Annotated in this window: 16 protein-coding genes and 1 pseudogene; 6 read left to right on the forward strand and 11 right to left on the reverse strand. The window is 72.0% G+C overall.

The window, feature by feature from the left end:
- Nucleotides 1-12: 12 nt before the first annotated feature.
- Both ACZ5AJ_RS13555 and ACZ5AJ_RS13560 read right to left on the reverse strand, forming a co-directional pair.
- The gene (locus ACZ5AJ_RS13555) at nucleotides 13-2727 is read right to left on the reverse strand and encodes a LuxR C-terminal-related transcriptional regulator (protein WP_464135560.1); all 2715 of its coding nucleotides are present in this window, start codon (nucleotides 2725-2727) and stop codon (nucleotides 13-15) included.
- Between the two features lie 202 nt (nucleotides 2728-2929).
- Complete coding sequence (locus tag ACZ5AJ_RS13560; RefSeq protein ID WP_464135562.1) at nucleotides 2930-3430, reverse strand: hypothetical protein; 501 nt, start codon at nucleotides 3428-3430, stop codon at nucleotides 2930-2932.
- Between the two features lie 724 nt (nucleotides 3431-4154).
- Between ACZ5AJ_RS13560 and ACZ5AJ_RS13565 the strand changes: the two genes are divergently transcribed.
- Nucleotides 4155-5501: an MFS transporter gene (locus tag ACZ5AJ_RS13565; RefSeq protein ID WP_464135563.1), complete on the forward strand. Its 1347-nt coding sequence runs from the start codon at nucleotides 4155-4157 to the stop codon at nucleotides 5499-5501.
- A gap of 16 nt (nucleotides 5502-5517) precedes the next feature.
- Here ACZ5AJ_RS13565 and ACZ5AJ_RS13570 read toward each other — a convergent pair whose 3' ends face one another.
- The 6 genes from ACZ5AJ_RS13570 to ACZ5AJ_RS13595 all read right to left on the reverse strand — a co-directional run bounded on the left by ACZ5AJ_RS13570 (nucleotide 5518) and on the right by ACZ5AJ_RS13595 (nucleotide 12634).
- Entirely contained in the window at nucleotides 5518-6801 is a 1284-nt protein-coding gene (locus tag ACZ5AJ_RS13570; RefSeq protein WP_464135565.1) for a mannitol dehydrogenase family protein, read from the reverse strand.
- Entirely contained in the window at nucleotides 6798-8231 is a 1434-nt protein-coding gene (gene uxaC / locus ACZ5AJ_RS13575) for a glucuronate isomerase (RefSeq protein ID WP_464135567.1), read from the reverse strand. The genes ACZ5AJ_RS13570 and uxaC overlap by 4 nt, the downstream gene beginning before the upstream one ends.
- Before the next feature lie 103 nt (nucleotides 8232-8334).
- Complete coding sequence (locus ACZ5AJ_RS13580; protein WP_464135568.1) at nucleotides 8335-9339, reverse strand: LacI family DNA-binding transcriptional regulator; 1005 nt, start codon at nucleotides 9337-9339, stop codon at nucleotides 8335-8337.
- A gap of 157 nt (nucleotides 9340-9496) precedes the next feature.
- Nucleotides 9497-10192 (reverse strand): nickel pincer cofactor biosynthesis protein LarB, encoded by a 696-nt coding sequence (gene larB, locus ACZ5AJ_RS13585; protein WP_464138772.1) that lies wholly within the window; start codon nucleotides 10190-10192, stop codon nucleotides 9497-9499.
- A gap of 91 nt (nucleotides 10193-10283) precedes the next feature.
- Nucleotides 10284-11279 carry an ATP-dependent sacrificial sulfur transferase LarE gene (gene larE, locus ACZ5AJ_RS13590; RefSeq protein WP_464135570.1) on the reverse strand — a complete coding sequence of 332 codons (996 nt, stop codon included), beginning with the start codon at nucleotides 11277-11279 and terminating at the stop codon, nucleotides 10284-10286.
- The gene (locus ACZ5AJ_RS13595) at nucleotides 11276-12634 is read right to left on the reverse strand and encodes a lactate racemase domain-containing protein (RefSeq protein WP_464135572.1); all 1359 of its coding nucleotides are present in this window, start codon (nucleotides 12632-12634) and stop codon (nucleotides 11276-11278) included. The genes larE and ACZ5AJ_RS13595 overlap by 4 nt, the downstream gene beginning before the upstream one ends.
- 84 nt (nucleotides 12635-12718) lie before the next feature.
- Here ACZ5AJ_RS13595 and ACZ5AJ_RS13600 point away from each other — a divergent pair.
- Nucleotides 12719-12996 (forward strand): annotated as a pseudogene (locus ACZ5AJ_RS13600) (IS1634 family transposase); the annotation flags it as partial.
- Between the two features lie 155 nt (nucleotides 12997-13151).
- Here ACZ5AJ_RS13600 and ACZ5AJ_RS13605 read toward each other — a convergent pair.
- Nucleotides 13152-14507, reverse strand: a complete 1356-nt coding sequence (locus ACZ5AJ_RS13605) for an MFS transporter (RefSeq protein ID WP_464135574.1) — start codon at nucleotides 14505-14507, stop codon at nucleotides 13152-13154.
- A gap of 95 nt (nucleotides 14508-14602) precedes the next feature.
- Here ACZ5AJ_RS13605 and ACZ5AJ_RS13610 point away from each other — a divergent pair, with 95 nt between their 5' ends.
- Complete coding sequence (locus ACZ5AJ_RS13610; RefSeq protein WP_464135575.1) at nucleotides 14603-15214, forward strand: ArsR/SmtB family transcription factor; 612 nt, start codon at nucleotides 14603-14605, stop codon at nucleotides 15212-15214.
- Here the strand turns inward: ACZ5AJ_RS13610 and ACZ5AJ_RS13615 are convergent.
- Nucleotides 15178-16014 carry an ABC transporter ATP-binding protein gene (locus tag ACZ5AJ_RS13615; RefSeq protein WP_464135577.1) on the reverse strand — a complete coding sequence of 279 codons (837 nt, stop codon included), beginning with the start codon at nucleotides 16012-16014 and terminating at the stop codon, nucleotides 15178-15180. The two genes, ACZ5AJ_RS13610 and ACZ5AJ_RS13615, sit on opposite strands and share 37 nt — an antisense overlap.
- Complete coding sequence (locus ACZ5AJ_RS13620) at nucleotides 16011-17075, reverse strand: ABC transporter permease (RefSeq protein WP_464135579.1); 1065 nt, start codon at nucleotides 17073-17075, stop codon at nucleotides 16011-16013. The genes ACZ5AJ_RS13615 and ACZ5AJ_RS13620 overlap by 4 nt, the downstream gene beginning before the upstream one ends.
- 152 nt (nucleotides 17076-17227) lie before the next feature.
- On the opposite strand from ACZ5AJ_RS13620, the gene ACZ5AJ_RS13625 reads away from it, so the two are divergent.
- The 3 genes from ACZ5AJ_RS13625 to ACZ5AJ_RS13635 all read left to right on the forward strand — a co-directional run bounded on the left by ACZ5AJ_RS13625 (nucleotide 17228) and on the right by ACZ5AJ_RS13635 (nucleotide 20455).
- Entirely contained in the window at nucleotides 17228-18466 is a 1239-nt protein-coding gene (locus ACZ5AJ_RS13625) for a sensor histidine kinase (RefSeq protein WP_464135580.1), read from the forward strand.
- Nucleotides 18463-19254: a response regulator gene (locus tag ACZ5AJ_RS13630; protein ID WP_464135582.1), complete on the forward strand. Its 792-nt coding sequence runs from the start codon at nucleotides 18463-18465 to the stop codon at nucleotides 19252-19254. The genes ACZ5AJ_RS13625 and ACZ5AJ_RS13630 overlap by 4 nt, the downstream gene beginning before the upstream one ends.
- Nucleotides 19255-19642: 388 nt before the next feature.
- On the forward strand, nucleotides 19643-20455 hold the full coding sequence (locus ACZ5AJ_RS13635) for an LOG family protein (RefSeq protein WP_464135583.1): 813 nt from the start codon (nucleotides 19643-19645) through the stop codon (nucleotides 20453-20455).
- The last annotated feature ends 4 nt before the right edge of the window (nucleotides 20456-20459 follow it).

The following is a 20459-nucleotide window of genomic DNA, read 5'->3' on the forward strand; positions in this document are numbered from 1 at the left end:
GTCAGACACGCCCTAGCTCCGCTCCGCCAGTCCGGCTCGGGGCTGATCCGTCAGCGGGGTGCGGAGGACCCCCAGCTCGATGGCCCGGGCGAGCGCCTCCTCACGGGTGCGCGCTCCGAGCTTCGCGTAGACCGCTCGCAGCTGCGACTTCACCGTGTTCTCGGAGACGTGCAGACGCACGGCGATCTCATGGCGGCTCCCTGTCTCCGCGAGCTCCCAGAGCACAGCGCGCTCCCGGCGTGTCAGGCGGGGGGACGGTCCTCGTCGGCGGAAGACCTCGTCGTCGACGATCGACGGCATCTCGCCGAACGCCTGCTCCAGCGCGCTGAGCGCAGCCTTCTCGCCCCGTAGCCTCAGCTCCTCCAGCGTCGTCGCGCGCACGGCCTCGGGGGCGAGTGCCAGGGGCCAGCGCAGGGCGGACACGGCCAGGAGCGCACCGATCCTCTGCGCGCGGGTCACGAGGTCGAGTCCGGTGTCGGGCTGCGCGGAGATGATGAGCTCGATGACACCGACGAGCATGCGCTGCGAGGTCGTCCGCGCACTGCGCTGCGCCTCCGCCAGCAGGCCGAGCATGTCCTCCTGGCGGCCTTCCTCCAGAGCGACGAGGGCATCCAGAGCACTCGAGACCGGTTCATCATGGCCTCGGGAGGTCCGGGCCATGCTCTGCAGGCCAGCGCCGGTCGAGAGCAGGAGGATGCCCTCGAACGCTGCGAATCGTCGGCTCACGGATCGGAGCGTGCGTTCGTTCACCCGCTCGGCGGCCAGACGCCGGAAGGTCTCGAGGGCCTCATGCCCGCGCCCGAGCATCGTCAGCGCCATGGCCCGGACCTCGCCGACGAGCTCCCAATGCTCGATGCTGTCCAGATGCCCGCTGATCCTGTCGATCTCCGTGATCGCCCCCTCAGGGCGACCCTGCGAGACTGCGATCCACGCCCGCGCGATGTGCTCGGGAGACGCCATGTAGGAGTCCTCCCAGTTGTCCGGCCAGTCCTCCGGATCCATGCGCACCAGTGCATCCTGTGCTGCGCCGATCTCTCCGGAGATCGCGTCGATCATCGCGATGTTCGCGAGCGCCACATTGCGGTGGTGGAGCCAGCTCAACGACTCCGCGAACCTGATCTGCAGGGACCGTGCGTCTCGAGCCCGTTCGAACTCCCCAGCGTAGAAGAGCCCCATCCCGCACTGCGCGATGGCCGCCATGGTCATCCCGTCGAAGGAGACGTCACGCAGGGGATCGTCGGCGACGCCCTCGAGCACAGGAAGGGCGGAGAGAGCGAGCTCCCGCATCCCCCTGTCATGGCCCAGGAGCCTCTGCGCAGCAGACTGGACCCCTCGGAGGAGAGCGCGCTCGAGATCCGTTCCCGGACGCGCCGGATGCATGCGCGCCGAGGTCGCGGCCTCGAAGAACACCGCTGCGCGGCGCTGAGTTCCCGCGCTCATGTTGAGGGTCACGGCCACCCACATCGAAAGCATCGGATGGAGGCTGAGCTTCGACGCCGGAACCTTGCTCAGAAGCGCCGTGACATGTACGGCCTCATCCTTCGGCAACGGGTACGCGCGCATCAGGAGCGTCTCCGCGAAGGAGAGGTCCTCGGCCCGCAGCGCCCTCTCGAAGGCGGCCAGATGCTCACCGCGGACGTCCGCAAGCCAGTGCGCGATCCTCAGATCGACGTCCCGGCGCCGCGCGCGGTCGCCCGGCCTGAACTCCTGGGCGGCCGCCGCCTGCAGATGCTCGGTGTATCGGAAGACCGGCGCTCCGCCCTCCTCGGACTCCTCCCACTGCCCGGCTCCCAACCGCTCCAGCTCATGGAACATGGCCAAGGCATCGTCCCTGCCTGTGAGGCTGCGGGCGAGATCGACGTCCACGAGGGGCGATTGGGCCGTCACCAGCATGAACTCACGGAGGCTGGGGTCCCGGAAGAGTCCCCGGGTCGCCTTCCGGGCAGCTTCGACGAGGAGGCTCTCCAGGCTGAGCTCGGTGAGCCCTCGACCTCCCTCCGACGTCTGCGAGAGGGCGTCGAGGGAGAAGCGCAGTGCCGCGAAGCGGCGGGACACCGGGTTGCCGATCAGGCTGCTCTCCCGGAGCACCGCGAGCACATCCTGCGAGAGATCCGGAGCGAACAGCGGAACGACCTCATGCACCTCCTCGTCGCTCAGGGCGAGGTCCCCCTCGCTGATCACGTCGACGGACACGGCGGAGCGTGCCGCCGGGCCGCTGAGCTCCGTCGGGAAGCGTCCCGCGACGATGCAGCGGAACCGCGGACTCCGCCGGACCACCTCGATGAGGTCGAGGCACACCTGATCCCAATAGGTGCCCTGCCGCGAGGACCCGACATCGTCGAGGAGGAGTGTCACCGGTCCCGTCAGACCCTCGAGGATCCTGACGGTCGTCGTGACCGCGGTGTCCGGCTGCTCGGCGATCGTCGCCATCTCGCGGTACAGCACGGCGTCGGAGATGAGCCGCTGCGCGTGCATCCGCCCGAGGACGCGCAGCCAGAACCCGGCCCGCGTGCGAGCCCCTTCGTCGGCCTCGAGCCAGACGATCGACCCGTCACCTCGAGCCGAGGTCTCGCGGGCCCACTGGGCAAGGAGCGTCGTCTTCCCGCTTCCGCCCCGGCCGCAGACGACCACCAGGGCCGCAGGGCCGTCCAATCGTGCCAGCAGATCCTCGCGACGGAGGATGTCGGCGGGCAGACGCGGAACGTACGGGAGGACGGAGGCAGGCATCGAGACAGAAGCGGCTTTCGGTCGATGAGCTCTCTCGCGCCGTCGCGGTTCCGGAGCAGGGTGAGCTCAGGAGCCAGGGGAAGGACCGTCGTGGCCCCGGGGCACGGCAGAGCGATGCGGAACGATTCTAGATGCGAATCCGTCGGCGGCCATCGGAGGCCCGGGATCCGACGACCCGGGTGCTGAGACCCGGGCAGGAGGCTCAGCGCCCCCGCAGCCCGATCAGCGGTCGCCCCCTGCCGCGCAGCTCGGTCGTCAGCTCCGACCTGAGCGCAGTCAGATCCTCGCGCACGCCCGCCAGCTGCTCGCCGTACGCATCGACCGACACGAGCTGCATGTGGACGTCATCGCGAAGACGCTGCATCTCCACAGCGAACCGCTCGTGGAGCTTCTCCTCGAGCTCGCCCCAGGGGTCGGGCCCGGCCGAGCCTGTCGGGTCCGCCGGATCTGCCGAGTCGAGGGGGTCAGCCGAGTCGAGGGGGTCAGCCGAGCTGTTCGCGGAGGAGCTCCGCCTCCGCGCCGACAGGGTGATGAAGGCGATCGACCGGGTGCCGAGCAGGATCAGCGTGCACACCAGGACGGCGAGACGCAGATCCTCCATCCGGACGGCGGGCGGTTCGCCGAGGATCGCCGGCTCGGAGACCTCGTTCGCCGCGACGACCACCAGGAAGGCGACGATCAGGATCTCGATGAATGCCACCATCGCGCTCCCGCGGCGTTCCCGCCGCTGCGCGCGAACCTTCGTGCTTCCTGCCTTCACGGCTGCTTCCTCTTCCTCGGGGTCGGGCATGGGGGACGGGCGGGAATCTGACGACGACAGGAGCTCCTCGAGCTCGTCGAGCGAGTGCGCCGTCTCGGGAGGGGCGTCTTCAACTCCGCTGGCGATGGGGTGAAAGGCGCCGGCAGGCCGTCGCACCGTGCCCTCACTCGACACCGTCGCACTCCCGGCGACCGGCGAGTGCGACCCCTCGCCCGTCAGAGCCTCGGCAGGCCAGGTCCGACGGGCGAGGGGGCGCCCCGTCGTCCCGCCAAGCGCGGCGCTTCCCTTCGCCGCTCGACGGGACAGCGATGATCCCGAGTCGAAGAGCCGCCGGATCTCCAGCGCGCGATCGATCTGCTCCGCCAGCTCTGACATCCGGGGACGCTCCTTCCGGAACGATGCTCTGGTCTCGACCGGTGGGCCCATGCACTTCCCTCGGACATGGACGCCGGCACTCATCGGAATCACCTCGGAACCAGTCAAACCCCTCATCGCGGATGCTCCGGGCGGTTTCACCCCGGATTCACCCTGGGGAGACCAGCCCGGCTTCCGGTCAGGACTCGACTCCCGGTCAGGACTCGACTCCCGGTCAGCATGGGGAAGAATGGGCTGTCGTCCCTCGCATGCCGCCGCGCGGGATGCCCAGAGCCGCGAGGAGATCCGCACCGTGCAGAGAGTCCTCCGGCTGGCCGCGATGCAGTGCGCGGCCCTCGGCGCTCTGACCGCACCGGCGATCGTGGCGGTCTCCGTCCTCGTCGGCCGGCTCGTCGGCCATGCGGACGCCCCGCGGACGCTCGCCCTGGTCGACGGCGCAGCAGCCGTCGCGGCAGTCATCGCGGCCCCGCTGTTCGGAAGGCTCGCGGACCGTGGCATCGGGAGACTGGGTCGGCGCCGTCCCTGGTTGATCGCCGGTGCCCTCCTCGGCATCGTCGGCAGCGCCGCGATGGCCCATGCTCCCGGAATCGGAGCGCTCACGCTCGCCTGGATGGGGACCCAGGCGGCCTACAACATGGTCTTCGGAGCCGTCAACGGACTGGTCGCCGAGGGCCTCGCGGCGGAGGATCGCACCCGAGCCTCCGGTGCGCTCTCCGCGGTCAGCTTCGTCGGCACCCTTCCCGGGCTCGCCGCGGCGGCTCTGTTCGCCGATCAGGTGGAGACGACGCTGCTGGTGGTGCCGATCCTCGCGGCGCTCGTCATCATCCCTCTGGCCTTCTCCGTGCCCGATCCGCCGCCCCCGGACGCATCAGTCGCGGCCGACGGCGCCTCGTCGGCGGCGTCGGACGAGACACCTCGTCCGGAGGGCGCTCGGCGCACGGAGCAGCTCCGGTCAGGAGCATGGAGGTCCGCTCTCGATCGTCGCCTCGCGATCGTCGTGCTGTCGCGGTTCGCGCTGTCCGCTCTGCTGTCGGCGAGCATGGCCTTCGCGCTGTACCTGTTCATCGCACGATGGGGTCTGGACGAGGCATCTGCCATCCGGGCGACGTCGTTGTCCACGATGCTCGGATCGGTGGGCATCGTCATCGCGTCCGCCGGGCTCGCCCTGGTGCGCCGACCGCTCCTCTCCGCGCGGATGCTTCTCCTCGTCTCCTTCTGCGCCCTGGCGACTGCCATGGCGGCGCGCGGTCTCGCGACAGCACCGGTGTGGTTCCAGATCGCGACGGCCCTGACTGGACTCGCCATGGGGCTCGGCTTCACGGCTGTGCGTTCGCTCGCCTATGAGGTCGTCCCCGCTCAGAACGCGGGCTTCGGGCTCGGGCTGGTGAGCGCAGCGGGCAGCGCTGCGGGCATCGTCGCCCCGCTCGGCGCGTCCTATCTGCTCGACCTCGGACGATGGCTCCCGTTCGGTGACGCCTATGCCGGGATGTACATCCTCCTCGCCGTCGCGGCCCTCCTGCTGGTGCCCGTCACTCATCGCCTCGGCCGGTCCGGGAAGGACATCGACCGAGCCGTTCCTGCCTCAGCACCGGCAGCCGCGGAGGACGTCCCTCCACGGCTGCCGGCAGACCGAGACTGATCGCCAGGGGGCGGCGTCAGCCTCGCGGCAGGCGCTGCTCCTCGGCGACGACCGCGGTGACCAGCGGATCCTCGGCTCCGACGCCCAGCAGCGCGAGGAGTGCACCCACCCGGGCGATCTCGGCGGCCTCGCCGGACGCAGCAGCACCAGCACCCACGGCGGCGGCGATGGCCTCGGCCTGCGGGTCGGAGACCTCGGCGCCGGCGCGGACACGATCGGTGACCCAGGCGGTCCAGGCGGCGACCGCGGAGACCTCGCCGGGGGCGGCGTCGGGCCCGCCGCGCTCGGCGATCACCGGCAGGGCGCGCACGGGGAGCTTGACGGTGCCGTCGGCGGCGATGCGGATGAGGTTGTCGGCGAGGCGCGGGTTGCGGAAGCGCTCCTCGAGGGCCTCGGTGTAGGCGTCGAGCTGCTCGACGGGCAGGTCGAGGGTCGAGCGGGCCTCGGACCACAGGGCCTCGACGAGGGCGCGCACCTCGTGGTGGCCGATGGCCTCGTCGACGCGCTCGACGCCCGCGACCTGGCCGGCGTAGGCCATGAGGGTGTGGGCGCCGTTGAGCAGGCGCAGCTTGCGCAGCTCATGCAGCTCGATGTCGTCGGTGAACTGGGCCCCGGCCTTCTCCCATTCCGGGCGTCGGCCGCGGAAGACGTCCTCGAGGACCCACTCCGAGAAGGGCTCGGTGACCACGGGGACGGTGTCGGCGAGGCCGGTGCGCTCGGCGACCAGGGCTGAGGCGCCGTCGTCGGCCGAGGGGGTGATCCGGTCGACCATGGTGGAGACGACGTCGACGTGAGCATCGAACCAGGCGCGGGTCTCGTCGTCGGCCGCGGCGAGGACCGCCTCGCGCAGGACCGCGCCGTTGCCGGTGAGGTTGTCGCACGAGACGAGCGCGATGATCTCCTCGACGCCTGCCTCTCGGCGCGCCCGGAACCCGAGGGCGAGGCGGGCCGGGGCGGAGACGGCGGGATCGTCGCCGGCGGCGTAGCCCTTCTCGGTGATGGTGAGGGTGACGACGGCGGTCAGCGGGTCGGCGATGAGCCGCACCAGGGCGTCGACGTCGGAGGCCGGATGCACCTCGTCGAGGACGTCGATGATCTCCACCTCGTCGTCCTCCGCCCCGCGGACGATGAGCCCGTACTTCCCGCCCTGGGCGTTGAGGGCATCGGCCATCGCGGCGGAGCGGCCCGTGAAGGCGCTGACGGTCCAGCCCCCGGCGCGCTGGGTCATCAGCAGGGTGTGGGCGCGGGCGAAGTTGCCGATGCCCAGGTGGACGAGGCGGCCCTCGGGTGCGGCGGTCACTTGCTGCTCTCCTGGTCGAGGCGGAATACGTGGCGGGGCTGCTGCTCGGGGAGCGTGTCGGCGATCGCGGCCGCGTCCTCCTCGCGCATGCGGTGCTCGGCCACGAGGCCCGCGAGGTGGGTCGCATCCAGCCGGCGGGCCATGTCATGACGGGCCGGGATGGAGCAGAAGGCGCGGGTGTCGTCGATGAAGCCGCTGGTGCGGCTGTATCCGATGGTCTCGGAGACGGCGCGCCGGTAGCGCAGGATCGCGTCCGGTGCGTCGATGAACCACCAGGGGGCGCCCGCGTACACCGAGGGGTACACCCCGGCCAGCGGCGCGATCTCGCGGGAGAAGACGGTCTCGTCGATGGTGAAGAGCACCGAGCGGAAGTTCGGGTCCAGGCCGACGTCGTTGAGCATCGGGCGGATCGAGTGGACGTAGTCGACCGAGGTCGGGATGTCGAAGCCGACGTCGGCCCCGTACTTCTCGAAGATCACGTCGCTGTGGTTGCGGTCGACGGCCGGGTGGATCGTCATGACCAGGCCGTCCTCGGCGGCCAGGCGGGCCTGGTCGGCAAGCAGGTGGCGGCGCAGCGCGACGGCCTCGTCGGCCGCGATGGTGCCGGCGAGCGCCGAGGAGTACAGCCGACGGGCGTCCTCGATCGCGAGGCGCTGGGTGCCGGGGTCCAGGTGCGCGTGGTCGGAGGAGACGGCGCCGTGGTCGCGGAAGTGGAGGCGGCGCACGCGCATCGCCTCGAGGTGGCCGTCGTAGCTGCCGGTGTCCACGGCCGCCGAGGCGCCGAGCGCCTCGACCAGCTCGCGGAAGTCGGCGCGGCCGGGCTCGAGGTACTTGTCGGGACGGAAGGTCGGCAGGACCTGGCCCGTGAAGGAGGCGTCGGCCGCGAGGGCCGCGTGCGGGGCGAGATCGTCGGTGGGATCGTCGGTCGTGGCCATGACCTGGATCCGGAACCGCTCGAACAGTGCGCGGGGACGGAACTCGGGCTGGGCGAGCTTCGCGGAGATCTCGTCGTACATCTCATCGGCGGTCTCCGGGGAGAGCACCGTGGTCAGGCCGAAGACCTCATGGAACTCGTGCTCCATCCAGAGCCGAGAGGGGGTGCCGGCATAGGCGTGCCAGTGCTCGGCGAGCAGGCGCCAGGCGGTGCGGGAGTCGGCCTCGTCGAGGGGTCCGCGGCCGACGCCGAGCTCGGCCAGGTCCACGCCGCGCGAGAACATCAGCCGGTTCACGTAGTGGTCCGGGGTGATGAACAGCGAGGTCGGGTCGCGGAACGGCTCGTCGTCGAGCAGCAGTCGCGGATCGACGTGGCCGTGCGGGGAGATGATCGGCTGGTCGGCCATCCGCGCGTAGAGGGTCCGCGCGATGTCGCGCACGGCCGGGTCGGCGGGCAGCAGTCTGTCCTGATGGGGAACGTAGGCCTCGTTGCTCATAGGGGCATCGTGCCGTCCCTGTGCGCGCGCCGCGCATCGTTGTCATCGGTTGCCTGCCCTGGCAATCGCTTTCCGCCGTGTTCGCGCCTGCTGCGCTCCCCCGTCAGCGACCGTTGCGGGGACCGCTCGAGCCGCGCGGGACCAGCTTCACCGGCAGCGACCCCTCCACCGGGGTGCGGTGCGAGGAGGGGCTCTCGATGCGGCGCACCAGGCGCTCGACGGCCGCGCGGCCCTGTGCGCGCTTCGGGGTGACCAGCGTGGTCAGCCCGCCGCCGACGAAGCGCGACAGCGGGATGTCGTCATGGCCGACGACCGAGAGGTCCCCGGGGACCCGCACGCCCGTGCGTGCCGCCGAGACCAGGAATCCGAGCGCGATCAGGTCGTTGTAGCAGATCACGGCGTCGGGGAGCTCGGGGATCTCCGCGAACGCCTGCTCCCCGCCGATCGCCGTGGGGGCGTACGGGCCGTGCCGGGTGATGTGCAGGCCGTGGGCGCGGGCGGCCGTGCGGGCCGCCCTCCAGCGCTCCCCGTCGGACCACGAGTTCACCGGCCCCGCGACATAGGTGACGGTCCGCGCCCCGGTGCCGGCGATGTGCGCCATCGCCTGTCCCATGCCGTGCTCGTAGTCCGGCGTCACCGAGTCCAGGCCCGCGACGCGCCGGTTGAGCACGACCACCGGCAGGCGCTTGGTCAGATGGTTCAGGACCGCGTCCGGCAGCCGCGTGCCGGAGAGGACGACGCCGTCGACGACGTTCACGGCGCTCTCGAGGCTCTCGCGCTCGCGCTCCTCGTCCTCGACGCTGTCCAGCAGGAGCAGCAGGTATCCGTGCTCCTTCGCGGCCTCCTGCATGCCGGAGATGAGCTCGGCGAAGTACGGGTTCGTGAGATCCGGGATCTCGATCCCCAGACGGTGATGGCGCTGGTCGCGCTCCTGCGACGCCGGTGCGGAGGTGCGGTAGCCGAGCTCCTTCGCAGCCGCCATGACCTTCGCGTGGGTGGCGGCGCTGACACGGCCGGGCCGCGAGAACGCGCGCGAGACGGTCGACGGCGCGACATCGGCGAGCTTGGCCACGTCGTAGATCGTCACGCGCTGCTCGTCGCCCACCATCGGTCTCCTTCGTCATCGTCGCCGTCGGGGATCGCCCGCGGAGCGGAGGTCCGCTGCACAGCACCGGAGTTTACCGTCCGCGATGACAGCGCCCGACGGGACCAGGCGGGACCCGACGCGACCGGGCGGGACCGGGCACAACCAGGCGGGACCGCTCTCAGGCGCCGTGCGTCGGCTCGGGGGCCCAGCGGGCGATCTGGGCGGCGAGATGGCCGGCGCCGTAGCCGTTGTCGATGTTGACGGTGCCGATGCCGGGGGCGCAGGCGGAGAGCATGGTCAGCAGGGCGGTGCGCCCGCCCTCGGCGACGCCGTAGCCGACGGAGGTGGGAAGGGCGACGACGGGTGCGGCGATCTGCCCGGCGACGACGGTGGGGAGCGCCCCGTCCATCCCGGCGGCGACGACCACGCACGCCGCCTCCCGCAGCTCGGGAAGGCGCGCGAGAAGGCGGTGCAGGCCGGCGATGCCGATGTCCGCGATCAGCCGCGTGGGCCGGCCGAGGTAGCGGGCGGTGGTCTCGGCCTCGCGGGCGACCGGGAGGTCCGAGGTCCCGGCGCAGGCGACGATCACCAGACCCCCGCTCGGCGCGGGCGGCTCCCCCGGCCAGGCGAGCAGGCGGGCGACGGGATCATGGAAGGCCCCGGGGAGGGCATCGAGGATCGCGGCGGCGCGCTCGTCGTCGGCCCGGGTGAACAGCACCGGACCGAGGGCGGCGAGCTCCTCGGCATCGAGCGACCCGGCCAGCCGCGCGTACTCGCCCGCGATGGCCGCGACCTGCTCGACGCTCTTCGCGTCGCACAGCACGGCCTCCGGCGCACCCCGGCGCCGGGCACGGCCGAGGTCCAGCTCGAGCATCCCGTCGATCCGTCCGTCGGCCGACGCACCCTGCCCGGCCGACGGACCGGGGCCGCTGGTCCCGCCGTCGGCCGACGGGCCCGGGCGCCCCTCAGCCACGGGTCCCCTGGCCGACGATCTGCAGGGAGAACAGACCCGAGCGGATGCCGTCGAGATCGATCGTGACGTGCAGGAACCCCGTCTGCCTGCCCGCCTGGACGAGGGCGGAGCGGATCGCGGGATCGAGGGCGCGGGCGATCTCGTCCGTCGGCAGCTCGATGCGTGCGAGATCGCCGTGATGGCGGACCCGGCAGTCGCTGAAGCCCTGCTCGTAGACCGCGTCCTCGAGATCGTCGATCTGGCGGAGCTTCTCGGGGGAGACGGGCTGACCGAAGGGGATGCGGGAGGCGAGGCAGGGGGCGGCGGGCTTGTCGGCGACGGGCAGCGAGAGCGCCCGAGCGACATCCCTGACCTGGGACTTCGACATGCCGACGACGGACAGCGGACGCAGCACCCGATGCCGGGTCGCCGCGCCGGCGCCGGGCCGGTCGTGCTTCTGGGCGTCGTCGGCGTTCTCCCCGTAGGCGACGGCGTCGAGGCGATGCTCGGCGACGATCTCGGCGTCGATGCGCGTGAACAGCTCGTCCTTGCAGTGGAAGCAGCGCGCGGCGTCGTTCCTCTGGTAGTCGGGGTTCTCGCCCTCGAAGGTGCGCACCTCGACGACCTGGGCGCCGATGACCTCGGCGGTGCGCAGGGCGAGGCGGTGCTCGCGCCGCGCGAGGGAGGGGGAGACCCCGAGCAGCGCGACCACGTTCTCGGCACCGAGGCTGCGCACGGCGAGCGCGAGCAGGGTCGCCGAGTCGACGCCCCCGGAGTAGGCGACGCCGAGGCGGGTGACGCCGGCGAGCTCCCGGCCCACGGCGTCGGCGAGCGCGAGGGCCTCGCCCTCCAGCGCGTCCGGGGTCATGGCGGCATCCTCGAAGGCGCCGTACGCGGGATGGAAGACCGACGTCGGCGGCTGGGCCGACAGCGGAGCCGCCGGCTGAGTGGACGGCTGAGTGGACGGTGGGGCCGACGGGCGATGGTCGGACAGCTGGTGGATGGTCACAGGGGCTGGCGCTCCTCGGCGAGTCGGAACAGCACCTCGCCCGCGTGGTCGATCACGAGGGTGTCGGGATCGGCGCGCAGGGCGTCGAGGTCGAGGCTGTCGGGGTCGACGTAGGTGACGTTGTACTCCTCGCAGACCTCCTTCGGGATGCGGGTGGCGAAGGAGCGGCGCACGCGCTGACGCTCCTCCCCCGTCTCCGGATCGTAGGTGCCCAGACCGGTGACGTGCGTCGAGTGCGCGAGCTCGCCCCACGGGTGGTCCGCGAACCGATCCCACTGCTTCGTGAAGTACTCGATGCTGTGGTAGCCGATGTCCCGCAGGCCGGGGTGCATGGCGGCGACCTCCGTGATGTGGGGGGCGAAGATGATGACCTCGCCGCCGTCGGCGCACACGGGCTCGGACTTGTAGAAGCCCTTGGCCCCCGTCCAGATGTCCTCGTACATCTCGGGGACGATCGCCACGATCCGCCGGTAGGGCTTCTCGACATAGGTGATGTGGGTGAGCGCGGAGATCTTCGCCATCGCCGCCCAGGCGGCCTGCGGGTCGCCGAAGGCGATCGCGTTGAGGTCCTCGCCTCCGGAGACGACGTCCATGGTGAAGCACAGCTTCTCCGCGGGGACGAGCTCGGTCGCCGCGTCGATCAGCTGCCGCACCGGCGTGATCCCGAGGGTGCCGATGATGCGGCTCGCGGTGATCAGCGCCCCCACCCAGTGGGACACGTCGATGACGTCGTGCACGGAGCAGCCGGGGAAGAAGTACTTGTTCCCGCCGGAGAAGCCGACCACCTCGTGCGGGAACACGGGGCCGACGACGAGGTCCACATCGCTCTCGACGCACAGGCGGTTGATCTGCACGCGCATCGGGGTGTCGGCGAGCAGCCCGCCGGTCAGGCGCGAGATCTCCTGCGCGGAGATCTCGCCGAGGTCCGCGATCTGGTCCTCGTCGTGCCAGGCATGGTTGACGACCTCCCAGCCCGGGTAGGCGTCCTCGACGCCCTCATCCTCCGCGCCGAGCAGCTTCGCGATCGCCTCGTCGCTCATCGCCGCATGGGTGCCCAGCGCGATCAGCACGGTCACGGACGCCGCCCGGCCGGCGAGCGCGGCATGGAGCGGACGCAGCACCTTCGGCAGCGGGACGGAGCGGGTGCCGTCGGGGATGATCACGCACACGGACTTCCCGTCGACGTCGGCCCTGGAGATCTGCTCGGCGACGAAGGAGCGGATCTGCTCCTCGTCGAGGATCCCCTCCGGTCCGCCGAGCAGCGCGGCCCGCTCGGCGAGGCCCTCGGGGATGGGATCGATGGTCGGTGTGCTGGTGGGCGCCTGCATCTGCGTCGTCGGAGTCTGCTCGCTCATCGCCCCATCATGCGTCCGCGCGACAGGGGATGCCAGCGGGAGCGGCCAGTTGCCACGGGTGGCCGGTCGCGGCAGACGGTGGCGCTCGAGCGAGCCCGGAGCCTGGTCGAGCTGGAGGGCTGCGTCACCGACATCCCCACCTCTGCGATGGCGACGGAGGTGGTCTCCAGCTGTCACGACCTCTGGCACATCGAGCGGCAGCCCCGGATGAGCGCGACAGACCTGCAGACCAGGCCCATGCTCCACGCGCCCGCGATGCGATCGGAACCCACCTCACGATCGTGCTCACCAAGCTCGCGATCGCGAGATACCCCCAGGACACGACCGGATCCAGCATCCACCGGATCAGTAGTTCTCGGAGATCGCGGGACAGTCGACCGCTCGCCTCATGTTGTTAACCTGAACAGCGGCGACGCTCGTCGTTAAAGTCAACTGCGGTCCGACTCGCCGACGCGTCGACGGCGATGCCGCCTCTGACCACCTCGTTCGTGGTCCCGGCCATCTCGGGCCGGTGCCGTCACGCACGATCGGCGGAGAACCTCCGCAGGGTCGGGCTGAGGGCACCGACGAGCGACGTCAGGAGGAAGCCGAGCCCGGCCAGGCACAGCGCCCACGCGCCACCGAGGCCTCCCACGACCAGCCCGCCGACGAGGGGGCCGAGCGGGGACAGCAGCATGCTCGCGACCCTGAGCAGGGCACCGACCCTGCCGAACATGTCCGCGGGGACGAGCTGCGCGGTCACGGCCCCTGAGGCGACGTTCAGGGCAGGGGTGGCCAGGCTGAACGCGAGGATCGGGAAGAACGGCCACCAGGGCGCCAGCGGCAGCGCGGCAAGCATCAGGCAGGCGCCGAGCACGGCGGGGACGCCGATCGCGAGCAGGCCGGCGCGGAGGCGCCCGGTGACCCAGCCCGAGGCGAGCGCCCCCAGCAGCCCGCCGATGCCGATGCCGGTGAGCACGAGCCCGGCCAGCGCCCCGGAACCGCCGAGGTCGGTGATGCGCACGATGAGGGAGAGGGTGACGCTGCCGCCGAAGAAGTTCATCGCCATGATCACGAGGGTCAGCTCGCGCAGGCCCCGTCGGCCGATGAGCCAGCGCAGCGCCTCCCCCGACTCCGCGAGCATCCCCCGCAGCCCCTGCATCCCCCGGAGGCCCCGGGCCCTTCGCACCTCCCGTCCCTCAGGTCCCGCCTCGGCACGCGGCGACGTCCCGCCGTCGGCCGGTCCCTCCTCAGCGTGCTCGCCATCGGCCGCGCAGACCTCACCTGCCGCGTCGGCCGGTCGCCGCGGGATCCTCGCGAGGAGAGCGAACACCCAGGCCACGACGATGCTCGCGGCCATGGCGAAATAGGGCGCGAGCATCCCGACCGCGTGGAGAGCGCCGCCGACCGCGGGTCCGACGACGCGGCCGGCGTGCGAGCGGGCCTCCTCCTGCGCGAAGGCGCTGTTCAGCTGCCGGGCGGGGACGACGGAGCGGATCGCGACCTGTCGGACCGGGCCGAGGAACGCCTGGCAGATGCCGTCGGCCGCCGCGAAGACCAGGAAGGCCGCGAGCCCCGCGCCCCCGGTCGCGAGCCCGACCAGCAGGACGAGGGCGTTGAGCACCTGCACCTCCTGGGCGATCAGGAGGATGCGCCGACGGTCGTGGCGGTCCACCCAGATCCCGGCGGGCATCTGCGCGATCAGCATCGCGGCGGTCAGCGTCGCGGAGACCAGACCGGCGCGGGCGGCGCTGCCGGTCACCGCGAGGAGGGTGAGCGGCAGGGCGACGCGGTTGATCTCGGTGCCGAGGGTCGAGAACGCGGCACCCGACCACAGGAACTGGAAGCGGGCATTGCGGTGCAGCGGGACCTCGGCCGCGGCGACCGGGCTCATGGGGCGCCGACCGGCGAGAAGAATCTCTGAAACATCTGCTTCATAGTTGTGAAGGTACTGCTTCACATCTCGGGCGGCAACCTACGATGGCGTCCATGGACTCCGCACCCGCCCATCTGGACGATCTCGAGCGCATGCGCGTGGTCAGCCATCCCGCGCGCTGGCGGGTGCTCCAGGAGCTGTGGTCGGGCACCGCGCTGACCAGTACGGAGGCGGCTGCGCTGGTGGGCCTCACCCCGTCGGCGATGAGCTATCACCTGCGCAGGCTCGCGAAGCTCGGCCTCGTCGAGCAGGCGGAGTCCGCCGACGGCCGCGAGCGCCCGTGGCGCGCGAGCACCGACGGCATGCGCATGACCGGCCAGCCCGATGACGCCCTGGGCGGCACGATGATGCAGAACCTCCGGGCCGACGTCGAGCGCACCCTGGCGGTCCCCCCGCCCGTCGACGGCGATCCCCGGCCGTGGCCGCCGAACTTCGGGCATCGGCGCCTGCGCCTGACCCGCGCGGAGGCGAAGGACCTGCACGCCCGGTTCCAGGCGCTGGTCGACGAGGTCGAGGCCGCGGTCGCGAGCGCGGGACGGGACGGGACGGATCCCGGTGTCGGGGCCACACCCGATGCAGAGACCGACCCCGGCGCGGCGGTCGCTCCCGACGCCGCCCCGGACTATCTCTACGACGTCTTCTGGATCGCCGGCGCACGCCCCTGACCGAGGCCCACCAACTCCGCCGGGCCTCCCTCAGCGCTGTCCTCGACGAGCCGGCCGTCGACGATCGTCACCAGGCGATCCAGCGCCCCGCGGTGCACGAGATCGTGTGTGACCAGCATCGTCGCCGTCCCTCGGGCATGGGTCAGGCGGGAGATGAGGTCCATGATCTCCGCTCCGCGCTCCTGATCCAGGGCGCTGGTGGGCTCATCGACGAGCAGCACCGCGGGGTCGTGCACGAGGGCCCGCGCGATCGCCACCCGCTGCCGCTGGCCCCCGGAGAGCTGGGCCGGCAGACGGTCCGCCTGACCGGCGAGTCCCACGGCCTCCAGCAGCTCGTCGGCCCGCATGCGCAGCATGCTGCGCCTGCCCCGGCTGCCGAGCTCGCCCATCACCAGCAGCTGCTCGCGGGCGGTGAGCGAGGGGACGAGGTTCGACTGCTGGAAGACGATGCCGATGCGCTCTCGGCGCAGCGCCGCGGCCTCGGCCCGGGACAGCCGCGCGGCGTCGACAGCGCCGTCGGAGCCGTCGGAGACGTCGGACCCATCGGAGCCGTCGGAGACGTCGGACCCATCGGAGCCGTCGAAGGCGTCGGACCCGCCGGAGCTGCGGATGAGGACGCGCCCGGAGTCGGGGCGGATGAGCGTTGCGGCGACGGCCAGCAGGGAGGACTTCCCGGAGCCCGACGGGCCGGTGACGCCGACGACGCGGCCGGCGGGGACGATGAGGCTCACGTCGTCGACCGCGGTGAGGCGGCTGTCGCCGTCGGGGTAGGTGAGGGTGATGCGGTCCAGGGTGATCATCGGGCGCTCCCGAGGGCGGTGAGGGGGTCGGCGGAGGTGACGGTGCGCAGCGCGAAGGCGGCGCCGGCGAGGCCCAGCACCGTCATCACAGCGCCCGGCAGCACGGTGGTCAGCGGGCTCAGCACGAAGGGCAGCGCCCCGCCGGCCAGGGTCCCGAGGACGGCCACCAGCGCCAGCCCGGCGCCGATCCCGACGGCGAGCACCACCAGCGCCTGCCCGAGGGCGTCGCGGACGAGCGCGGAGGTCGAGGCTCCGAGTGCCTTCAGCACGGCGACGTCGGCGCTGCGCTGCATCGTCCAGACGGTGAAGAATGCACCTACGACCAGGGCGGACACTCCGAACAGCAGGACGATCATCAGGCCCAGCGAGCCGATCTCCGACCGGAACGTCTCGAGCGCGCCGAGGCTCATGAGCGGACTGGCCGCCTGCGTGCCGGTCTCCGCTGCGACGGCATCCCAGTCGGGGTCCCCGGTGACCGCGAGGACGGTGGACTCGCCGTCGCCGCCGAACCGCTCGGAGGTCTGCGCCCAGGCGTCCGGGGCGAGCACGATCACCGGGGTGTGGCTGTACCAGGCGTCCGCGCCGATGCTCTCGACGCGATAGGAGGTCCCGGCGATCTCGACATCGTCCCCGACCCGGGCACCCAGGTCGTCGGCGGCGCCGGCGGACAGGCCGACGCCGTCGTCGGACGAGGGTGCGAGGTCGGCGACGGACGAGGCGGGGGCGTCCGCGGGGATCCCGAGGATCGCGAGCGCGGTGTCGTCGACACGGCCCTGGAGGATCCCGATCCCGGTGACGCTCGAGACGCCGTCGGCGTCCTCCCAGGTCGCGACCATCCCCTCGTCGAGGGAGGACTGCGAGAAGGAGGCGGAGCCGTCGGCGTCCTCGGCGAGGACGAGGCGGTCGCCGGGCAGACCCAGCACCGCCGACACGTTCTGCTCGGCGAGGCCGCCGGCGAGCCCGGCGAGGAACCCGACGAGCAGGGTGATCAGTGCGACCACCGCTCCGATGAGGGCGAAGCGCCCCTTGGCATGGCGGAGGTCCCGCCAGGCGACGAACACGATGTGCTCCCTTCCGGCGCCGCGGACCGTCCCCGGCGCCGGGATCCAGGCTCGTCGGACCGGCTCTCGGATCCATCGCCCGCAGGGGCGGTCCGACGATCGAACTTTCGATGGATCCGCCGTCGTCGTCGGAGGCCTACGCTGAACCGGACATGTCGCACCGCACCCTCGCCCCAGTCTTCCTCGGCCTCCGCATCGGCCTGCATGCGATGGTCCTCGGGCTGCTCGTGCTGACCGCCGTGCGCGCCGTCGCACTGGACAGCACGAGTGAGACGACCGTCGCGCTCGCACTGGCCGCGGTGTTCGCCGCGGTGTACGTCCTGGGGGCATGGCGCGCCGCGCGGCCGACGGTGGTCCGGCGGACGGCGGCGCTGTGGTGCGCGGTGCTGACGCTGCTGTGGATCGGGCTGCTGCTGCTCGTGCCCGACGCCGCCTATCTGGTCTTCCCCCTGTTCTTCCTCTACCTGCATGTGCTGCCCTCGCCCGCCGGTCCCGCCGCGGTCGTGCTCACGACGCTCATCACGATCCTCGCGCTCGGCGCTCGTTCGGGCTTCAGCGTCGGAGGTGTGACGGGTCCTCTGGTCGGCGCCGCGGTCGCTCTCCTGATCGGGCTCGGCTATCGGGCGCTTGCACGCGAGGCCGCCGAGCGCGAGGCCCTGCTGGCGGAGCTGCTCGCGACCCGCGACCGCCTGGCCGCCGCCGAGCGCGAGCAGGGGGTCCTCGCCGAGCGAGCGCGGCTGGCCCGCGAGATCCACGACACGGTCGCACAGTCGCTCTCGAGCATCCAGATGCTCCTGCACGCCGCCGAAGCCGCCGACGGCGACCGGCCCGGGATCGAGCACGTGCGCCTGGCCCGCACCACCGCGGCCGACGCCCTCTCCGAAGCCCGACGCTTCATCCGCGAGCTCGCCCCGCCGTCCCTCGAGGCGGGCCTCGGTCCGGCCCTGCAGCGCCTCGGCGCCCAATGGCAGCGCGATGACCTGCGCGTCGAGGTGGATGTCGGGTTGGACGTCGGGGCAGGCGTCGGGGCAGGCGTCGGGGTGGATGTCCCCATGGAGCAGTCCATCGACACCTCTGCAGGGCTGCCGATGGATGTGCGCACGGCTCTGCTGCGCGTCGCCCAGGGTGCTCTCGCGAACGTCGTCCAGCACGCCCGGGCCACGACGGCATGGATCGTCCTGCGGGTCGAGGACGGCCGAGCCCGCCTCGAGGTGCACGATGACGGCATCGGCTTCGACCCTGCGGCTGTCCACGCCCACCCCGGGGGCACCGACTCCTTCGGGCTGCGGGCGATCGCCGAGCGGGTCGACCAGCTCGGCGGCACCCTGGAGGTCGACAGCTCCCCCGCCGGGACCTCCCTCCTCGTGACCCTCGAGGTGGACCGCCCGTGATCCGACTGCTCATCGCCGACGACCATCCCGTGGTCCGCGCGGGCCTGAGGGCCCTGCTGGACACCGCCGCCGACCTCGAGGTGGTCGGCGAGGCCTCCACCCCGGCCGACGCCGTCGCCCTCGCCGCCTCTCTGCGCCCCGACCTGGTCCTCATGGACCTGCAGTTCGGATCGGCCGGCTCAGAGGGATCGAGCCGCACCGGCGCAGAGGGCCCGGCCCGCACCGGCACAGCAGGCACCGGCACCTCACGCATCGGCGCAGCAGGCACCGGCACCTCACGCATCGGCGCAGCAGGCACCGGGGCGGCCGGCAGCGGGGCAGCCGGCAGCGGGGAGGTCGACGACCCGACCTCGGGGGCTGAGGCCACGCGCCGGATCCGTGCCTCCGACGACGCCCCGTTCGTCCTGGTCCTGACCAACTACGACAGCGACGGTGACATCCTGGGCGCCGTCGAGGCTGGCGCGAGCGGATATCTGCTCAAGGACGCTCCTCCCGAAGATCTCCTGGCGGCGGTGCGGGCCGCGTCCGCGGGAGAGAGCGCGCTGGCACCGGCCATTGCCGGCCGACTCATGGAGCGGATGCGGACGCCCCAGCTCAGCCTGTCCTCCCGGGAGATCGACGTTCTGCGCCTGGTCGCCGATGGCGCCTCGAACAGCGAGGTCGCCGCCCGTCTCCACATCTCCGACGCGACCGTGAAGTCCCACCTCGTGCACGTCTTCACCAAGCTCGACGTCTCCTCCCGGACCGCTGCCGTCTCCGCCGCGCGTCGCCTGGGCATCCTGCGCTGAGCCCCGGCCACTCCCCCTCGGCCCAATGCCCACGCACCTCCCACCGGGACCAGCGCCTCCCACCGGGACCAGCACCCTCGCACCTCCCACCAGGCCCAGAACCTCGGGGCTGCGGTGCCTTCGGTCTCCGGCCCGGGCGCATCTCTGGTGCCCCGCGTCCATTCGAGGCAGGTCTGTCACCGAACGGCAGATCAGCGGCATCTGCCCTCCACTATGCAGGGCAACTGCTCCTCACCTGCCATTCATGGTCACGAGCCCCCGCCTCCCCGAGCTCCTGCCTCCACGAGCCCCGGCTCCACCGTGCCCGGTCCGGCTCCAGCGGACCATGGAAGACTCTGCCCACGGTGCCCTGACCCTGCACCGCCCTTGACCAGCTGGAGGTTCCTTCATGCCCGACCCCGTCCGCCGCACCGACTCCGTCCGCCGCACCGCCGCCACTGCCGACGCACGCCGCACCGACCCTGCCGAGAACCCCACTGCACCCTCTGCCCCGGCCGCTGTCCGCGAGCTGCAGCGGGTCACGGTGTTCAGCGGCTCCGCGATGGGGCACTCCCCTGCCTTCGCGCAGGGGGCGGCGGAGCTCGCGGGAGCGATCGCTGCAGCAGGTATCGGGGTCGTCTACGGAGGCGGACGGGTGGGTCTGATGGGCACGGTCGCCGATGCCGCACGCGCTGCGGGAGGCGAGGTGCATGGTGTGATCCCGCAGGCGCTGATGGACAAGGAGGTCGGTCATCCCGGTCTGAGCGAGCTCGACATCGTCCCGGACATGCACACCCGCAAGCAGCGGATGGCGGAGCTGGGCGATGCGTTCGTGGCGCTGCCGGGAGGGGTGGGCACTCTCGAGGAGCTCTTCGAGGTGTGGACCTGGCAGCAGCTGGGGTACCACGCCAAGCCCGTCGCGCTCTTCGACATCGAGGGGTACTGGCAGCCCCTCATCGCCGCGGTCGACTCGATGGCCGGGGCAGGGTTCCTCTCCGACCGCTTCCGGTCCGCGCTCATCGTCGCCGACGAGCCCCAGGCGCTGATCGAGGCCCTGCGCACCTGGCAAGCGCCCGAGGCGAAGTGGAGTCGGGCGGAGGACCTGTCCGAGGCCGAAGGCCTCCCTGCGGAGGCTGCCGAGAACCAGGTGAGGCACAGCGAGGCGGAGCACGACGGGGAAGCGCTCAGCGAGGCGAGCCCCGACGGGGGCACCGAACGCTGAGCGA

The organism is Brachybacterium zhongshanense (assembly GCF_055385755.1).